Source organism: Paracnuella aquatica (assembly GCF_003332885.2).
Taxonomy (GTDB): Bacteria; Bacteroidota; Bacteroidia; order Chitinophagales; family Chitinophagaceae; genus Flavisolibacter; species Flavisolibacter aquaticus.
The window spans coordinates 21,648-37,622 of sequence record NZ_QOWJ01000018.1; the positions used below are offsets into that span (position 1 = coordinate 21,648).

Sequence of the window (15,975 nt, forward strand, 5' to 3'; positions counted from 1 at the left end):
TTTGCTTTTATTAAATTTCCAATCTTTTTATTGTAATCAAATGCTGCAGTTGCGCCAATGGCGCTTTTTCATTAAAGCTTTTGCATCTCCGGCTCGGGCTCAATGGTCTTTTCGTGGGTACGCACCAGCTTTACAAATTCGCTGTTGCGCTCCAGCAACTGGTTATTGAAACCCTGATCGCGGTACTGGCTCCTTTTCAGCTCCACGCGAATGTCTTTCAACGGCGCATGCAGCATAAAGTCTTCAATTACCTCAATAACATCGCGGTCAATAAAATCGGCCCTGCTGGCATCAATCAATACCGAAGCACCTTCGGGCACTTCTTCAAGGCGGTTTTTGATGATGGGCTTATTGAGGAAAGAAACATCCTTGCGCAGGCGGAACAAATAATTGCTGGCATCGTTCACCACCAGCACCGCGCTGCGGAAGTTGGTACGGAGTACGAAAATAAGACCCACGCCAATGCCGATGAACACACCTTTCAGCAGGTCGGTGAGCAGGATGGCAATGATGGTGATAACAAAAGGCAGAAACTGGTCCCAGCCTTTTTTGTAATACATTTTAAACAGGCTCGGCTTGGCCAGTTTGTAACCGGTAAAAATGAGGATGGCAGCCAGTGCGGCCAGCGGAATCTGGTTGAGCAGCACCGGGATCAACGCCACACACAACAGGAGCAACAAGCCATGCATGATGGTAGATGCTTTTGATTTGGCGCCGGAGTTTACGTTGGCCGATGACCGCACAATTACCGAGGTAATGGGCAAGCCACCAATCAGGCCCGAAAGGAAGTTACCCACGCCCTGCGCTTTCAGTTCGCGGTCTTTGTTGGTAACCCGCTGGTATGGGTCAAGGTCGTCGATGGCTTCAATGCTCAACAAGGTTTCCAGCGATGCTACCAGTGCCAGCGTTACTGCCGTAATCCACACTGTGGAATTGGTTACCTGGCTCCAATCGGGGAAAGTAAAAAATGAAAGAAACTCGCCTGCAGAACTCGCCGCCGGGATGTTTACCATATGGCTTTGATCGAGGCCGTTGCCATTTGCTGTAAACGCCAAGTTAATGCCTACTGCCACCAGCACCACTACCAGCGGTGCGGGTATGAGGCGTACAAAACCTTTTTTGTTGGATACAAATGCCTCCCATGCAAATTGAAAAATCAGGGATACCGCACCAATGAGCAGCGCCACCGGCGTAATGGCTTTCAGTGCATGACCAATAGCGGTAAATGTGTTTTCGTTGTTGGCCTGTACAAACGATTCATCGCCTTCATAATCCGCGTCGTAACCAATGAGGTGCGGAAACTGTTTGAGGATAAGGATGAGGCCAATGGCCGCCAGCATGCCTTTGATCACGCTGTTGGGAATATAATCGCCAATAACACCGGCTTTGATAAAACCCAGCACCATTTGCAAAAAACCGCAGAGCACTACCGCCAGCAAAAAGGCTTCGAATGAAGGCAGGTTTAAAATTGCTGCCGCCACAATTGCGGTAAGGCCAGCCGCCGGGCCGCTTACACTAAGCTGCGATCCGCTCAATGCGCCAATAACAATACCACCAATGATACCGGCAATAAGGCCGCTGAACAAGGGTGCATTAGATGCCAGGGCCACACCCAAACACAGGGGCAGGGCCACCAGGAATACAACAACGGATGAAGGAATGTCCGACCGGAGGTTTTTAAATACAGAAGCTACACGTTGAGCCATCGCTATGATATTTATGTAATGATTTCAATGCACACTAAGGCGGGTTGCACTAGCATGTTTACCCGGGCAGGGGCAAGGCCCATCACCCATTTATGCCAACAAATGCAGTACCATCACCTTAGTTAGGGAGCCACAGCATGCGCAGCAGGCTATATATTTTTTTTGCTGAAAGATCAAGACGGCCATTACAATACAAAAAGTATCGGGGAAACGGTGCAGGCGCACAGCAGGCCAACACGCTTACAACAAAGCAGCAGCGTGTGTTACAGCAATATTACCCAAGTTCGGGAGGGGGAGAAAGCAGTTCAGGATGAAATGCAGAGTATAAATCGTCGGGGTGACATTTATAAGTAAGCTCGATGGTGTTGGAAGGTACCTGGTATTGGTGGGGCTCGTGCAGGTACTCCGAAAGGTTGCTGCCGCCGGCTTCAACCCGTTCTTCGTTGGTATTGGTCAGGGGGTTGGGCACTTCCTCATCGGTTATGCCCTGCGACACCAAGACGTCCTGCTGCGCCTCGTATACAAACGGCGTACTAACGGTGAGCCACATGAGCAGCACCATCATCAGCAGGCTGTGAAACCGCTTCAGCACGTTATCGTATGTATTATTTTTTGCTTGCATCGGCTTTGTAAAGCTACAACAGTGGTTTCAGCAAATGGAAACTAAATCTACTGCCGAGCGGACAAATCTTATTTGGTGTTCGTTTATCCAGACCCAAATGTTTTGGATCGTCGCAAAAATATAGATGCTGGTGCTGAATTACAAACGGATCAGGTCAAAGAACCCATTTTTTTATCTTCTTTACCATTTCGGGACAAAAATGTTTACGTCTGCGACATAAAAGAAAATATAGCCAGATAACTATTTTTTAACCGTATCAAATAAAAAAGTCTGGTCTATAATGAACACTTTTGCGCCGAAATTGTTTATTCAACATTTGCTCCATGCTCATGGCAACCCATAAAAACAATGCAACAAACGGCGCCATTGCATCTGCCCTGCTGATGCTGGCTGCATTGCTATGGCTCACCATCAGCACGCCTTTTGTGTATGCCGACAGGCAGGCAGCCGCCAAGCATTTGCAAAAAGATAAAGCTGCCCAGCAGGATGCGCCGCTACAGAGTGCTACCGAAGAACGGGCCGAGTCGGGCATCAACACCTTATCAGAATACCTGCACGAGCAACAGCAACCCTGCCCCTACGGGCAGCCGCTGCTGGCACACGAAAAGTGGCATATTGCCCATCCTTACATTTCTTTCCACCCCGAGTTTCATTGTCCCCCTCCCAACCTGGGTTAGTGCAAATTTTGCATTTACCTTTATGGGCAAATTAGGCCCGATGCAATTTGTTGCGTCCGGATTTGTGTACTGCATTACATCAACAACCACGTGTTTATGGAACAAAAGATCAGCTCGTTTGCGCGGCTGTGGAGCCTTGTGCGGCTCGATAAAAAAGATATTACAACGGTTTATTTCTACGCTGTTTTAAACGGCATTATTCAACTGTCCCTTCCCTTGGGTATCCAGGCAATTATTGGTTTTGTGCTGGGCGGTTCGGTATCGGCATCGCTGGTGCTGCTTATTTCGTTGGTGGTGTTGGGTGTACTGTTCAATGGGTTGCTGCAGATCAACCAAATGAAGGTGATTGAACGCATACAGGAGCACATTTTTGTGCGCTATGCTTACTCTTTTGCCGAACGCATTCCACGCCTCGACATGAAAAGTGTGGATGGCTACTACCTGCCCGAGTTGGTGAACCGATTTTTTGAAACGCCCACCATGCAAAAAAGCTTTGCCAAACTCCTGCTCGATCTGCCCACGGCCATGATCCAGATAATCTTTGGCTTACTGCTGCTTGCATTTTACCACCAGGCATTCATCCTGTTTGGCCTGGTGCTGATACTGGTGCTGTGGCTTATTTTACGGCTCACTTCATCGCGGGGTATGGAAACCAGCCTGGAAGAAAGCCGCTATAAATATGCGCTGGTGGCGTGGTTTGAAGAAATGGCACGGGTGATCAAAACCTTTAAGTTTTCGCAAACCACCGGCATTCACATGCGCAAGGCCGACCAGCGAACCATGGGATACCTCGATGCCCGCAAAGATCACTTTGCCGTGCTGCTGATGCAATACCGTGCATTGGTTGGTTTTAAAGTATTGATCACTGCAGCCATGCTCATTGTAGGCTCTTTATTGTTGGTAAACCAGCAGATCAACATTGGCCAGTTTATTGCCTCCGAAATCATTATCCTCACCGTGATTGCATCGGTTGAAAAAATTATCATCAACCTTGACAGCCTTTATGATGTGATGACCTCGGCAGAGAAAATTGCAAAGCTGATTGAAAAGCCGCTCGAGCACAACGGCACCATGCCCATGCAGCCCGGTCAGCCCATCGGCATCGAGGCGCAGTCGGTTACGTTTGGTTACAATGGCCACCCCATTTTGCACAACCTCAGCTTTCGCATTGCACCGGGACAAAAAGTGTGTATCACCGGCGAAAATGGTGCGGGCAAAAGCACTTTGCTGCGCCTGCTCAGCGGCGCCTACTCGCAGTTTGATGGATCGGTGCTGGTAAACGGCGTGCCTATTTTTAATTACAACCTCGACTCGTACCGGGCACACAGCAGCATTTTGCTGCACCACGAAGATGTGTTCCAGGCCACGCTGCACGACAACCTGACCATGGGCCGTGCCGATGTTGACACGGCCTACCTCAACGAGCTGGTAGCCAAAGTGGGCCTTACGCCTTTTTTAGCCAGCCTTGACAAAGGATACGACACCGAGCTGGACCCTGCGGGCAAAAGGCTGCCGCGAAACGTGGTGCAAAAAATTCAGCTGGTGCGTGCCTTATTGATAAAACCAGGGCTGTTGCTGCTGGAAGAACCCTGGCAGGGCGTGGAAGCACCGTACCGGCAGCAAATTCAGGACTTATTGTTGCACGAACTTGCCAATACCACCGTACTGGTTTCCTCTGCCGATCCGCATTTTGCGCAGCAATGCGATGGCGTGATCGACCTCACGGCCAACACACGCCGCGGCAGGTAAGCGGGCAAAAAGAATAACATCAAATAATCTGGCAACCGATTGAAATATGAACGACTACGATTTTAAAGCATACCAACATATTTACCGGCAGGGCAAAAAAAGCCATATACGCCTGTGGCTCATCGGCCTTTTTTCCGCACTGATCATCCTGCTGTTTTTGCCCTGGACGCAAAACATAAGGGCCAAGGGTACGGTTACCGCACTGCGGCAAGAAGACAGGCCACAGGAGATCAACACCATCATTGGCGGCCGCATTGTACAATGGCGGGTAAAAGAAGGCGACTATGTAAAACGGGGCGATACGCTGGTGCAGCTGGCCGAAATTAAAGACGCATACCTCGACCCGCAACTGGTGGACCGTACCCGCGAACAACTGGAAGCAAAGGAACAAACGGTAAACTATTACAGCAACAAAGTGCAGACTTCCGGCCAACAGATTGAGGCGTTGAACAGTGCACTGTCCATTAAAATAAACCAGCTCGAAAACAAGATGCGGCAACAGCGCCTGAAGGTGCAAAGCGACAGCATGGAAATGATTGCTGCCGCCAATGATTTCAATATTGCGGCCAAACAGTTTGAACGCCAGCGGGCCATGTTCGACAGCGGGTTGGTGTCGCTAACGCAGTTTGAACAGCGCAACCAAACTTACCAGAATGCGCTGGCAAAAAGACTGAGTGCGGAAAACAAGTTTATGAACAGCAAGCAGGAACTGGGCATCATCAACCTGGACCTGAATGGAACGCGGCAGGAGTATACCGAGAAAATTGCCAAGGCCGAAGGCGAACGTTTTCAATCCTTATCGCAAATAGCCACAGGCCAGGGCGACATTGCCAAACTGCAGAACCAGTATGCATCGTATAGCATCCGCAACGGCATGTATTACATTATTGCGCCGCAAAGCGGGCAGGTAATTAAAGCCACCAAAAGCGGCATTGGGGAAATTGTAAAAGAAGGCGAAATGCTGGTGCACATTGTGCCCGATGATATTCAATACGCAGTGGAAATGTATGTGCGGCCGGTGGATCTGCCCCTGGTAAATGCGGGGCAGTCGGTGCGGTTTATGTTCGACGGTTTCCCGGCCATTGTATTCAGCGGCTGGCCGCAGGCATCGTACGGTTTGTTCTCAGGGCAGGTAGTGGCGGTGGAAAGTGATGTAAGTGTAAACGGCTTGTTTAAAGTATTGGTGACCGAGCAGCCCGGCGAACGGCCCTGGCCAAAAGAACTCAAAATGGGCACCGGCGCCAACGGCATTGCCTTGTTGAAAAACGTGCCGATCTGGTACGAGTTGTGGCGCAACATCAACTCGTTTCCACCCGATTATTACCAACCCACCAAAGAGGAAGCAGCGGTGGCAAAAAACAAACCATGAAAACTATTGGCTTAAGCATTGGCATATTACTGGCGCTTGTTGCACATGGGCAACAGGAGTTTACCCAACAACAGTTGTTCGACGTCATCAAAGCTTATCACCCGGTGGCCCGGCAGGCATCGCTGCAGGTGCAAATAGCCAGCGCGGAAGTAACCGCGGCGCGGGGTGCATTTGATCCGCTGTTGCAGTCGGACATCAGTAAAAAAGAGTTTGGCGGCACGCAGTACTACAACCACCGTTTGCACCAGGTAAACATTCCTACCTGGTTTGGTATCAACATCAATGCAGGCCTCGAAGAACTGTCCGGCGAACGCACCAACCCGGTGGATACGAAAGGTGCATCCAGTTTTATTGGCCTGTCGGTGCCGCTGGCAAACGGACTGCTGATGGATGGCCGCCGTGCCGCACTGCAGCAGGCCCGCATATTTGAACAGGCATCGCAAGAAGAACGCCGCGTAATGCTCAACGACCTGATGCAAGGCGCAGCCACTGCGTATTGGAACTGGTGGCAGCAGTACCAAACATTTCAATTGTTTACCGAAGCTGCGGCCAATGCGGAGCAGCGTTTTAACTTGATCAAAACCGCGTACCGCATAGGTGAACGGCCAGCCATTGATACACTGGAGGCCCTGGCGCAGCTGCAAACTTTTCGCATACAGCGGGCAGGTGTAGCACAGGAGTTGCAAAATGCACGGCTGCAACTTTCGATGTACCTGTGGCAACAGGAAGGACAACCATATGACCTGCCGCAAACAGTAACACCCGTGGCGCCGGATGGCATATTGCTGGCCGATGCAGACCAGCTGATTGCACAGCACCCGGCATTGCAACAATACAATTTCAAAATCGATGCACTGCGTGTAGACCGGCGGCTGAAGGCACAATACCTGTTGCCTTATATTACCTTAAAATACAACCAGCTTACCGGCAGTCATCGCATTGGTGATGCATTTAAATCGCCGCTGTTTGAAAACAATTATCGGTATGGTGTAAGCATGGCTTTGCCACTGCGTCTTTCGGAAGGACGCGGTTTGTACCGGCAAGCCAAATTAAAACTGGAAGCGGCCGAATGGGAACGCACCAACAAACAGGTGGAGCTGGAAGTAAAGCTGCGCCAATACCGCAACGACTGGACCCAACTGCTGGAGCAGGTAGCGCTGCAACGCACTGCAGTGGCGCAATACACGGGCCTGCAACGTGCCGAAGAAATGAAATATGCCAACGGCGAAAGCTCGCTGTTTCTCATCAACAGCAGGGAAGTAAAAACGCTGGAAGCAAGGCAGAAACTGGTGGAGCTACAGGCCAAGCAACAAAAAGCGGCAGTTAGCATTCGCTGGGCCGCCGGTGTACTGGCTGATTAGGTTTAGATAAACAATGATATCGTCATTGCGAGGCGCCATATCAGCCTGCAATACATTTAAACTGTTGCGCCGAAGCAATCTCCTATAACAAAAAGGCCCGTTCAATGATTTGGCGAAATACACTTCGTCAAAAGGAGATTGCTTCGGCGCACCACATTGCTTAACCTACCTTAGTACCGCTGCGCCTCGCAATGACGATACACAGTTAATGCCGCATCAATCCACCTCGTTCGAACTGGTGGGCAGGTGGTCGTATTCACCCTTCCATGCGTAGTAGCCAAATATGATCATGCCCACTGCAATAGGCAGAAAAACAATCACAAAAACACCCCACTGAATCTTGGTATCGATCACCGGCTTGGCAGCAATTTCAGATGCAGCAGTTTTGATTAAATAAAACATGGCCACCGGCCCCAGCAGCATCCATACGATGCCTGCGTATCTTTTAATTTGATCCATTTTGATTGACGATTTACGAATGAAGATTTACGATTATACTACAACAACGTTGGTGCGGACTACATGCCCTTTCCAACACCATTGATGCGAACACAAAATTTACTTCTTGCAACATTTTTATACGCTGAATAGTCTTCACATCGACAGCCACCTATTCACCTCTCACCATTCACCATTCACGATTGACTATCCACCATTGACCATTCACATTTCACGATTGACGTTTGACGTTTCACGAACATTAATCATTCACATCGGGATCAATCCTATTGCTAATGTACAGCGCACCAATGACCAGGCTCACTGCCGCAATGATGATGGGATACATCAACCCAACCAGTTTATCATCGGTATAAATGGTGGTGAGCAGCGTGGCCACAAAAGGCGTTAAGCCGCCAAACACACCATTGCCAATATGATACGGCAACGACATAGATGTGTACCGGATCTTTGTTGGAAACAGCTCCACCAAAAATGCAGCAATAGGTCCATACACCATCGTTACATACAGGATCATCAGGAACACCAGGCCCACCATTTTCCAGTAATCATTTCCACCCAATAATTTCGATACCTGCACCAGCGGTTTTACCGTTGCCTGCACTGGTGTGGCATATACCGTATCGCGTTGGGTGGTCATGGCAACCATGCCCGATGCATAGTGTGCCGTGGTTACCAGCGTACGCAGCTTATTGTCGCTGTTGGCAATACCGTCGGTTGTTTCTTTTTGTTCGGTGGTGGCGGCCACTTGCTGCTCCGTATTGGAAATATCATACATGGCCTGGAACAGCGGCCGATAGGTAACCACCGCAAGCAGCATGCCGGTTAAAATAATCCATTTGCGGCCGATCTTATCGCTCCACGAACCAAACACCACGAAAAACGGCGTGGCAAAAAGGATGGCCCAAATGAGTATGGTGCGGCTTTGTTCGAAATCTATTTTACATACATTTTCCAAAAAGCTTTGCGCATAAAACTGGCCCGTGTACCACACCACGCCCTGTCCCATGGCTGCACCAAAAAGCGCCAGCAGCACCATTTTCAGGTTGGCGCGGTGACCAAAACTTTCCTTCAGCGGGTTTACGGATGTTTTGCCTTCGGCCTTTAGTTTGGTAAACAGCGGCGACTCTTTCATCTTCATGCGGATGTAAATGGAAACCACCACCAGCAGGATGGAAACAAGAAACGGAATGCGCCAGCCCCAGTCGTTGAACTTGGCAATAGAAACCTGCGGATCGGGGTCGAGGGCACTACGGGTAATAAGGATCACACCCAGCGAAACAAAGAGCCCGAGTGTGGCCGTTGTTTGTATCCACGATGTAAAAAATCCGCGCCGCGATGCCGGTGCATGTTCGGCAACATAAGTAGCCGCACCGCCATACTCGCCGCCCAGTGCCAGGCCCTGTAGTAGCCGCAGCACCAGCACAATAATGGGCGCTGCAAAACCAATGCTTTCGTAAGACGGCACGAGGCCAATAGCAAAGGTAGAGCCGCCCATAAGCACCAGCGTTAAAAGGAAGGTGTATTTACGCCCGATCAGATCGCCGAGGCGGCCAAATACCAGTGCGCCGAAAGGCCGCACAATAAAGCCTGCGGCAAAAGTTGCCAGCGTAGAAAGCAACGCCGCCGTGGGATTAGTGTTGGGAAAAAATTGCGTGGCAATAACGGTTGCCAGTGAACCGAAAATGTAAAAGTCGTACCATTCGATGAGTGTACCGAGCGAAGAAGCACCGATCACTTTCCAGATGCTGTTCTTTGTGGAATGCGGCATATAGCGTTCGTTAGTTTTCGGCGTAGAAGATATAGGATGCGGTGCTAACGATGAAAAATTTTTAATAAACAGCCTTGTTTGCTGAATAAATGAGCGATGGAATGGTTGAATTTAGCGCCTGATCATGGTTAATTCAAAAAGACAATGACCGCTGAAAAAATAAAGAACACCAGCCGAGGAAAAAGCAACTCCCACCCGCGGAGTTGTCATGCCGAACTTGTTTCGGCATCTCCCTACATTTAAGTGTAATCTTCAATACCACTCAGCCGCCAAATCTTTCAGCTCCGGGTTTATAGTCCGGGCCAAATTAATCTTCCATTCGCGGTGCCAGTTCTTGAGATTTTTCTCCCGGGCAATGGCCTGCTGAACATCGGTATACGTTTCGTAGAAGATGAGCTCGCAACAATTGTATTTGCCTGTAAAATTGGCTTCGTCATTTTTATGTTGCCAAATGCGCTGCTGCAAATTGCCGGTAACGCCAATGTAGAAAGTGGTCAAATGCTTATTGCTCATTATGTACACAGCATATGGTTCGGAGTTGCGCAGCATGAGCATAAGCTAGTGCATTTCTAGTGAGGATGCAAGTGCCTAATGGTTGTAGGAGATGCCGAAACAAGTTCGGCATGACAACTCCGCGGTTGGCGGGTTAAACTACGTGATGCAAATAACAGTTTGATTTGGTTAGGTCCACTCTTACCCATTACTCAAGTTCCTTGCTGGCGATTGAAACAAAACGCGATTTTACCTACAACACTTTCAAACTAAAGATACCCACAGCGCCCATCTCCAACCCACCGCCGCTCCTCTGTTGTCATTTTCAGTACATTTAAACCCCACAAATAAAGATTGGCATGTCATATCCCTATCAAATTACCAGTAAAGAACAATACGACGCGGCGTACCAACAAAGCGTAGCACAACCCGAGGCTTTTTGGGCCGGCGTGGCGGAACATTTTGAATGGCGCCGGCGTTGGGATAAAGTGCTGGATTGGAACTTTGCAGAACCGCATGTGGCCTGGTTTGCAGGCGGCCGCCTCAACATCACCGAAAGCTGTCTCGACCGCTACGTGGCCACCGATCCGAACCGGCCCGCCATTATCTGGGAACCCAACGATCCAGAAGAACACCACCGCGTACTCACTTACAAAAACCTGTATGATAAGGTTTGCGAGTTTGCCCATGTGCTGCGCAACAATGGCGTGCAGCGCGGCGACCGCGTATGTATTTATATGGGTATGATTCCCGAACTGGCCATTGCCGTGCTGGCATGTGCCCGCATTGGCGCCATCCATTCGGTGATCTTTGGCGGCTTCTCGGCACAAAGCATTGCCGACCGCCTGCAGGATGCAAAAGCGGAATACATTGTTACCTGCGATGGTGCATTCCGCGGTACCAAAGACATTCCGTTGAAAAGCGTGATTGATGATGCATTAATTGCATGCCCTTTTGTAAAACGTGTGATTGTGTGTACCCGCACCCGCACCCCGGTGAGCATGATCAAGGGCCGCGATGTGTGGTGGGAAGATGAAGTAAAAAAAGTAGAAACGCTGGGACTGACCGAATGCCCTGCCGAAGAAATGGCCGCCGAAGATCCCTTGTTTATTTTATACACTTCGGGCTCCACAGGCAAGCCCAAGGGCGTGGTACATTCCTGTGCCGGCTACATGATTTACACGGCGTATTCGTTTGTAAACGTATTTAATTACCAACCCGGCGACGTACATTTTTGCACCGCCGATATTGGCTGGATCACGGGCCACAGTTACATTTTATACGGCCCGCTGGCCGCAGGCGCCACCACGCTGATGTTTGAAGGCGTGCCCACCTGGCCCGATGCCAGCCGTTTTTGGCAGATCGTGGAAAAGTACAAGGTAAATATCCTGTACACGGCACCGACGGCCATCCGATCCCTAATGGGCTTTGGGCTGCAGCCGCTGCAAGGCTACGATCTTTCTTCGCTGAAAGTATTGGGCACCGTTGGCGAGCCCATTAACGAGGAAGCATGGAACTGGTACAACGAGCATGTGGGCAAAAAGCAGTGCCCCATTGTGGATACCTGGTGGCAAACCGAAACCGGTGGTATTTTGATTTCAAATATGGCCAATATTACGCCGGGCATTCCATCCTGGGCTACGCTGCCGCTGCCCGGTGTGCAACCCATTTTGGTAGATGAGAACGGCACCGAAATAACGGGCAATCCCGCTTCGGGAAACCTCTGTATCAAAGCCCCGTGGCCTGCCATTATCCGCACCACTTATGGCGATCATGAACGCTGCCGCAACACTTATTTCAGTACCTATCCCGGCATGTATTTTACCGGCGATGGCGCCCTGCGCGATGAAGTGGGCAACTACCGCATTACCGGCCGCGTTGATGATGTGCTCAATGTAAGCGGCCATCGCATTGGCACTGCCGAAGTAGAGAACGCCATCAACATGCACGCAGGCGTGGTGGAGAGTGCAGTGGTGGGTTTCCCGCACGACATCAAAGGACAAGGCATTTATGCTTTTGTGATTTTCCAGGGATTGCACGAAGACGAAAACCTGACACGGCAGGATATTTTACAAACCGTCAGCCGCATCATCGGGCCCATTGCCAAGCCCGATAAAATCCAGTTTGTAACCGGTCTGCCCAAAACCCGCAGCGGCAAAATCATGCGGCGCATTTTGCGCAAAATTGCCGAAGGCGAAACGCAAAACTTTGGCGACACATCTACGCTGCTGGACCCGAATGTGGTGGAAGAAATTGCGGGCGGAAAATTATAGATAGTGGTATGCAGCTGTGGTTAACTTAAAAGCCACGGGTGCATACATTTTTCAAATACACATTGACTGCTGGCAAAAATGGATTACAGCAAAGAACCAAAAGTTGAACTGCACCTGCATTTGGATTGCTCCCTCAGCTATGAAGTGGTACAACAACTCAAACCTTCTGTTACACCCGAAGAATACTACCAGTCTTTTATTGGGCCGCCCAAATGCACCGACCTGGCCGACTACATCAAACGGGCCATTAAAGGCTTTGAACTGATGCAAACTGGGGAACAACTGAGGCTGGTAACGCTGGATTTGTTCAAACAACTAAAAGCGGACAGCGTAGTATATGCCGAAATTCGTTTTGCACCGTTGCAGCATACATTTCAGGGTTTGACACCTACAGCAGTAGTGGCGGCAGTGAACAGCGCAACAGAAGAAGGCATCAACACTTATGGCATAGATGCGGGCATTATTTTATGTACCCTCAGGCATTATTCGGAGGCGCAAAGCATGGAAACGGTTGCTCTTATAAAAGAGTTTGCAGGCACCCATGTGGTGGGCTTTGACATTGCTGCAGATGAAGCCGGTTTCCCGATCGACAACCACGTTAAAGCGTTTCAATTTGCACATGCAAATGGCATTCAATGCACGGCCCATGCTGGCGAAGCAAAAGGTGCAGCAAGCGTATGGGAAACACTCGAACAGTTTCATCCGTCCCGCATCGGCCACGGCGTTCGCAGTGCGGAAGATCCCGGCTTGTTGCAGTTTTTACAAGCAAAAAACATTCACCTTGAAGTTTGCCCCACGAGCAACGTGCAAACCAATGTTTTTGACACCATTGAGCAACATACAGCGGACAAGATTTATAATGCAGGTGTTTCCATGAGTATCAATACCGATGCGAGAACCATATCCAATGTAACCCTTGGAGATGAATACAAACTTATGGAACGGGTGTTTCGATGGACCAAAGCGCATTTTAAAAAATGCAACCTCGAAGCCATTGACCATTCATTTGCTTCAGGTGAGGTAAAAGAAAAAGTGCGCAGGAAAATAGAAGCTGCTTATAGATAGCATAGCAATGCATTTTACTCGTTTATTTTTCGCAAAACAACGGGATGGAACTTGAGCGCTTCGGAGAACATTTTTTTGCACAACAAATTTCCGTTCCGAAAAGGAAACATTGATACCAACTAACTGCACAACCCATGCGATATCTATTCATCCTCCTGGTTTTATTTCCGCTTACGCTGCTGGCACAACCTGCCGGCACATGGGATGCTATTGTGCAGCGCATCGACGCCAAACCCTTTGCCGGTAAGCGTTTTAAGGTTCAGGCAGCCGTAAAGGTGGAGCAAATTGACCCTACCGCTGCAGCGGCTATTTGGGTGCGGGTAGATAAAGCCGGCAACAAAATGGGCTTTTTCAACAACATGATGGACCGGCCCATAACAGCCAACCAATGGCAGGTGTACACCATTGAAGGCAAGTTGGACAACGATGCGGATTTCCTGAACATTGGCGGGTTGTATTTTAAAAAGGGCCGCTTTTATTTCGATGATTTTAAGCTGTTTATCGAAACATCAAAAAATAATTTTGAAGAGCATCAACTGGACAACGGAAATTTTGAAAACGAAAACCTGGGTACCTGGTTTTACAACCGACAAAGCAAATTTTACCTACCGGCAGTTACCAACATAGATGCTTTTGAAGGTAAAGGCGCCCTGGCTGTTGATGGCAGCAATGCATTGAAGCCACTGACCTACGGCAATAACGACAGCACGGGAAAGTTTGCAATTGTAAACGGCATTAAAATTTATTACGAAGAATATGGCAGCGGCGAACCATTACTGCTGCTGCATGGCAACAGCCAGTCTATTGCGGCCTTCACGCACCAAATTCCCGAACTAGCAAAACATTTCCAGGTTATTTGCGTGGATACAAGAGGACAGGGCAAGTCGACGGAAGACGGCAAACAGTACACTTACGATTTGTTTGCAGCCGATATGCATGCGTTTTTAAATGTGCTCGGCCTGGATAGCGTAAACATTGTTGGCTGGAGCGATGGCGGCAACACGGGGCTAATCATGGCCATGAAATATCCAGCCAAAGTAAAGCGGCTTGTGACCATGGGCGCCAATATTTTTATAAATGAAACAGTGGTAGAAAAAGGCGTCATCCCAACAGTGACCAAGCAAATTAAGGTGCTGGAAAAAGACACGACGTACAAATCCCAAAACAGTGCCCGACTAATGACGATGCTGCTGAAAGAACCCAATTATCGCTTTGGAGATCTGAAGCAAATCAATTGTCCCGTGCTGGTGCTTGCCGGCGCAAAAGACATGATCAGGGCAGAGCACACCAAAGGCTTAGCAGCCAACATACCCAAGGCCACTTTGCATATCGAGCCTAAAGCAACCCACTATTTCCCTTCGGAAAATCCTGCCCGGTTTAATGCGGTGGTTTTGGATTTTTTACAAACGCGTTTTTAGGCCTGCTTAAATACGAACCCCAGTAAATAAAAGTCCCGGAGCAAACATTCCGAGATTTTTATTTATCAAATGCTATATGCAAATCATTTTTCTACTCATAGCTCACGGCTCGCAACGCACACCTACTTCCTGATCACCACCGGTGTTCCTACTTGTATGTAGCTGTACACTTCCTGCACGTCGGAGTTTTTGAGGGCAATGCACCCATTGGTCCAGTTCTTAAACCGGTCAATCATAAACTCGTCGTTGGGCCAGGTGCCGTGTATGCCTATGCCGCCGCCCGGCGACGCATTGCGCGGCACCTGGCCTTTGCGTTTCCACTCTTCAAAACGGGCTTTGTGGGCCGGCGTGGGGTAATCCAGCGCCAGGAAACGGCTCCACTTAGCATGCGGCCGCTTGTCCACGATCCGGAAACTTCCTTCCGGCGTCAGCTTGTCGCCTTCCACTTTTTTGTCGGCCAGTGGGTTGGCGCCAAACACCACGGGGTAAGTGGCGTACCAGCCTTTGGCATCGTACACATGCAGTTCGTAATCCGATTTATCGATGACGATGGAAACAGGCCCGCTGGGCAAGGCAGCGCCCCGGTAGCTGGCCGATGTAACGGTGATGGCCTTTTTGGAAGTGCGGGTCATTTTACCGGCAAATACCATAGTTCCCAAGAGCAATGCGGCACAAAAAAGGGTGGTTTTCATAAATCTGCGTTCGAGGGTTAGCGGTGCTGAAGGTGTAACGCAAGAATAGGATTTTTTATTTTTCAATGGCGCCTATTTGGCTAAATGAAAACAAAATGCGGCTGACAAAATAAATGCTCCCCGTTCAAAAGCACGCCCATCATCTGACGACTTCCGCTTCCACAGTGTCGTCATGCCGAACTTGTTTCGGCAGCTCCTTCAATCGCCGGAATTTTCTGAGTGTGCAGGAGATGCCGAAACAAGTTCGGCATGACAAGTACGCTGATCGTAGAGCACTCAATAAACCAAAAGCCCCTTCCGCAATCGGAAGGGGCTTTTGGT

The 15,975-nt window shown here is 49.5% G+C and carries 13 protein-coding genes; 7 read left to right on the top strand and 6 right to left on the bottom strand.

Features of this window, described 5'->3' with window-relative positions; genetic code table 11:
• Window positions 1-71 precede the first annotated feature (71 nt).
• Both DRJ53_RS19095 and DRJ53_RS19100 read right to left on the bottom strand, forming a co-directional pair.
• Window positions 72-1,706 (bottom strand): SulP family inorganic anion transporter, encoded by a 1,635-nt coding sequence (locus DRJ53_RS19095; RefSeq protein ID WP_114237270.1) that lies wholly within the window; start codon window positions 1,704-1,706, stop codon window positions 72-74.
• 274 nt (window positions 1,707-1,980) lie between these two features.
• The gene (locus tag DRJ53_RS19100) at window positions 1,981-2,328 is read right to left on the bottom strand and encodes a hypothetical protein (RefSeq protein WP_114237271.1); all 348 of its coding nucleotides are present in this window, start codon (window positions 2,326-2,328) and stop codon (window positions 1,981-1,983) included.
• Between the two features lie 329 nt (window positions 2,329-2,657).
• On the opposite strand from DRJ53_RS19100, the gene DRJ53_RS19105 reads away from it, so the two are divergent.
• The 4 genes from DRJ53_RS19105 to DRJ53_RS19120 all read left to right on the top strand — a co-directional run bounded on the left by DRJ53_RS19105 (window position 2,658) and on the right by DRJ53_RS19120 (window position 7,484).
• On the top strand, window positions 2,658-3,005 hold the full coding sequence (locus DRJ53_RS19105) for a hypothetical protein (RefSeq protein ID WP_155523228.1): 348 nt from the start codon (window positions 2,658-2,660) through the stop codon (window positions 3,003-3,005).
• Window positions 3,006-3,101: 96 nt separating this feature from the next.
• A complete protein-coding gene (locus tag DRJ53_RS19110) occupies window positions 3,102-4,754 on the top strand; it encodes a peptidase domain-containing ABC transporter (protein ID WP_114237273.1) in 1,653 nt (550 codons plus the stop codon).
• A 46-nt stretch (window positions 4,755-4,800) separates the two neighbouring features.
• Entirely contained in the window at window positions 4,801-6,123 is a 1,323-nt protein-coding gene (locus DRJ53_RS19115; protein ID WP_114237274.1) for an HlyD family secretion protein, read from the top strand.
• On the top strand, window positions 6,120-7,484 hold the full coding sequence (locus tag DRJ53_RS19120) for a TolC family protein (RefSeq protein ID WP_114237275.1): 1,365 nt from the start codon (window positions 6,120-6,122) through the stop codon (window positions 7,482-7,484). Before DRJ53_RS19115 ends, DRJ53_RS19120 begins: the two co-directional genes overlap by 4 nt.
• Window positions 7,485-7,700: 216 nt before the next feature.
• On the opposite strand, the gene DRJ53_RS19125 is transcribed toward DRJ53_RS19120, so the two are convergent.
• The 3 genes from DRJ53_RS19125 to DRJ53_RS19135 all read right to left on the bottom strand — a co-directional run bounded on the left by DRJ53_RS19125 (window position 7,701) and on the right by DRJ53_RS19135 (window position 10,269).
• Window positions 7,701-7,943 (bottom strand): DUF6814 family protein, encoded by a 243-nt coding sequence (locus DRJ53_RS19125; protein WP_114237276.1) that lies wholly within the window; start codon window positions 7,941-7,943, stop codon window positions 7,701-7,703.
• A 241-nt stretch (window positions 7,944-8,184) separates the two neighbouring features.
• Window positions 8,185-9,714, bottom strand: coding sequence for an MFS transporter (locus DRJ53_RS19130; protein ID WP_114237277.1), 1,530 nt, complete (start codon window positions 9,712-9,714; stop codon window positions 8,185-8,187).
• A gap of 252 nt (window positions 9,715-9,966) precedes the next feature.
• Complete coding sequence (locus tag DRJ53_RS19135; RefSeq protein ID WP_338323175.1) at window positions 9,967-10,269, bottom strand: GIY-YIG nuclease family protein; 303 nt, start codon at window positions 10,267-10,269, stop codon at window positions 9,967-9,969.
• A gap of 296 nt (window positions 10,270-10,565) precedes the next feature.
• Here DRJ53_RS19135 and acs point away from each other — a divergent pair, with 296 nt between their 5' ends.
• The 3 genes from acs to DRJ53_RS19150 all read left to right on the top strand — a co-directional run bounded on the left by acs (window position 10,566) and on the right by DRJ53_RS19150 (window position 14,962).
• On the top strand, window positions 10,566-12,479 hold the full coding sequence (acs, locus tag DRJ53_RS19140; RefSeq protein WP_114237278.1) for an acetate--CoA ligase: 1,914 nt from the start codon (window positions 10,566-10,568) through the stop codon (window positions 12,477-12,479).
• A 78-nt stretch (window positions 12,480-12,557) separates the two neighbouring features.
• On the top strand, window positions 12,558-13,544 hold the full coding sequence (gene add / locus DRJ53_RS19145; protein ID WP_114237279.1) for an adenosine deaminase: 987 nt from the start codon (window positions 12,558-12,560) through the stop codon (window positions 13,542-13,544).
• A gap of 134 nt (window positions 13,545-13,678) precedes the next feature.
• Window positions 13,679-14,962: an alpha/beta fold hydrolase gene (locus tag DRJ53_RS19150; protein WP_114237280.1), complete on the top strand. Its 1,284-nt coding sequence runs from the start codon at window positions 13,679-13,681 to the stop codon at window positions 14,960-14,962.
• A gap of 122 nt (window positions 14,963-15,084) precedes the next feature.
• Here the strand turns inward: DRJ53_RS19150 and DRJ53_RS19155 are convergent, their stop codons facing one another.
• On the bottom strand, window positions 15,085-15,654 hold the full coding sequence (locus DRJ53_RS19155; protein ID WP_114237281.1) for a L,D-transpeptidase family protein: 570 nt from the start codon (window positions 15,652-15,654) through the stop codon (window positions 15,085-15,087).
• Window positions 15,655-15,975: the final 321 nt, after the last annotated feature.

Coding starts and splice junctions, on each gene's coding strand:
- DRJ53_RS19095 (WP_114237270.1), bottom strand. CDS start 1,706: ATGGCTCAACGTGTAGCTTCTGTATTTAAAAACCTCCGGTCGGACATT.
- DRJ53_RS19100 (WP_114237271.1), bottom strand. CDS start 2,328: ATGCAAGCAAAAAATAATACATACGATAACGTGCTGAAGCGGTTTCAC.
- DRJ53_RS19105 (WP_155523228.1), top strand. CDS start 2,658: ATGGCAACCCATAAAAACAATGCAACAAACGGCGCCATTGCATCTGCC.
- DRJ53_RS19110 (WP_114237273.1), top strand. CDS start 3,102: ATGGAACAAAAGATCAGCTCGTTTGCGCGGCTGTGGAGCCTTGTGCGG.
- DRJ53_RS19115 (WP_114237274.1), top strand. CDS start 4,801: ATGAACGACTACGATTTTAAAGCATACCAACATATTTACCGGCAGGGC.
- DRJ53_RS19120 (WP_114237275.1), top strand. CDS start 6,120: ATGAAAACTATTGGCTTAAGCATTGGCATATTACTGGCGCTTGTTGCA.
- DRJ53_RS19125 (WP_114237276.1), bottom strand. CDS start 7,943: ATGGATCAAATTAAAAGATACGCAGGCATCGTATGGATGCTGCTGGGG.
- DRJ53_RS19130 (WP_114237277.1), bottom strand. CDS start 9,714: ATGCCGCATTCCACAAAGAACAGCATCTGGAAAGTGATCGGTGCTTCT.
- DRJ53_RS19135 (WP_338323175.1), bottom strand. CDS start 10,269: ATGCTCATGCTGCGCAACTCCGAACCATATGCTGTGTACATAATGAGC.
- acs (WP_114237278.1), top strand. CDS start 10,566: ATGTCATATCCCTATCAAATTACCAGTAAAGAACAATACGACGCGGCG.
- add (WP_114237279.1), top strand. CDS start 12,558: ATGGATTACAGCAAAGAACCAAAAGTTGAACTGCACCTGCATTTGGAT.
- DRJ53_RS19150 (WP_114237280.1), top strand. CDS start 13,679: ATGCGATATCTATTCATCCTCCTGGTTTTATTTCCGCTTACGCTGCTG.
- DRJ53_RS19155 (WP_114237281.1), bottom strand. CDS start 15,654: ATGAAAACCACCCTTTTTTGTGCCGCATTGCTCTTGGGAACTATGGTA.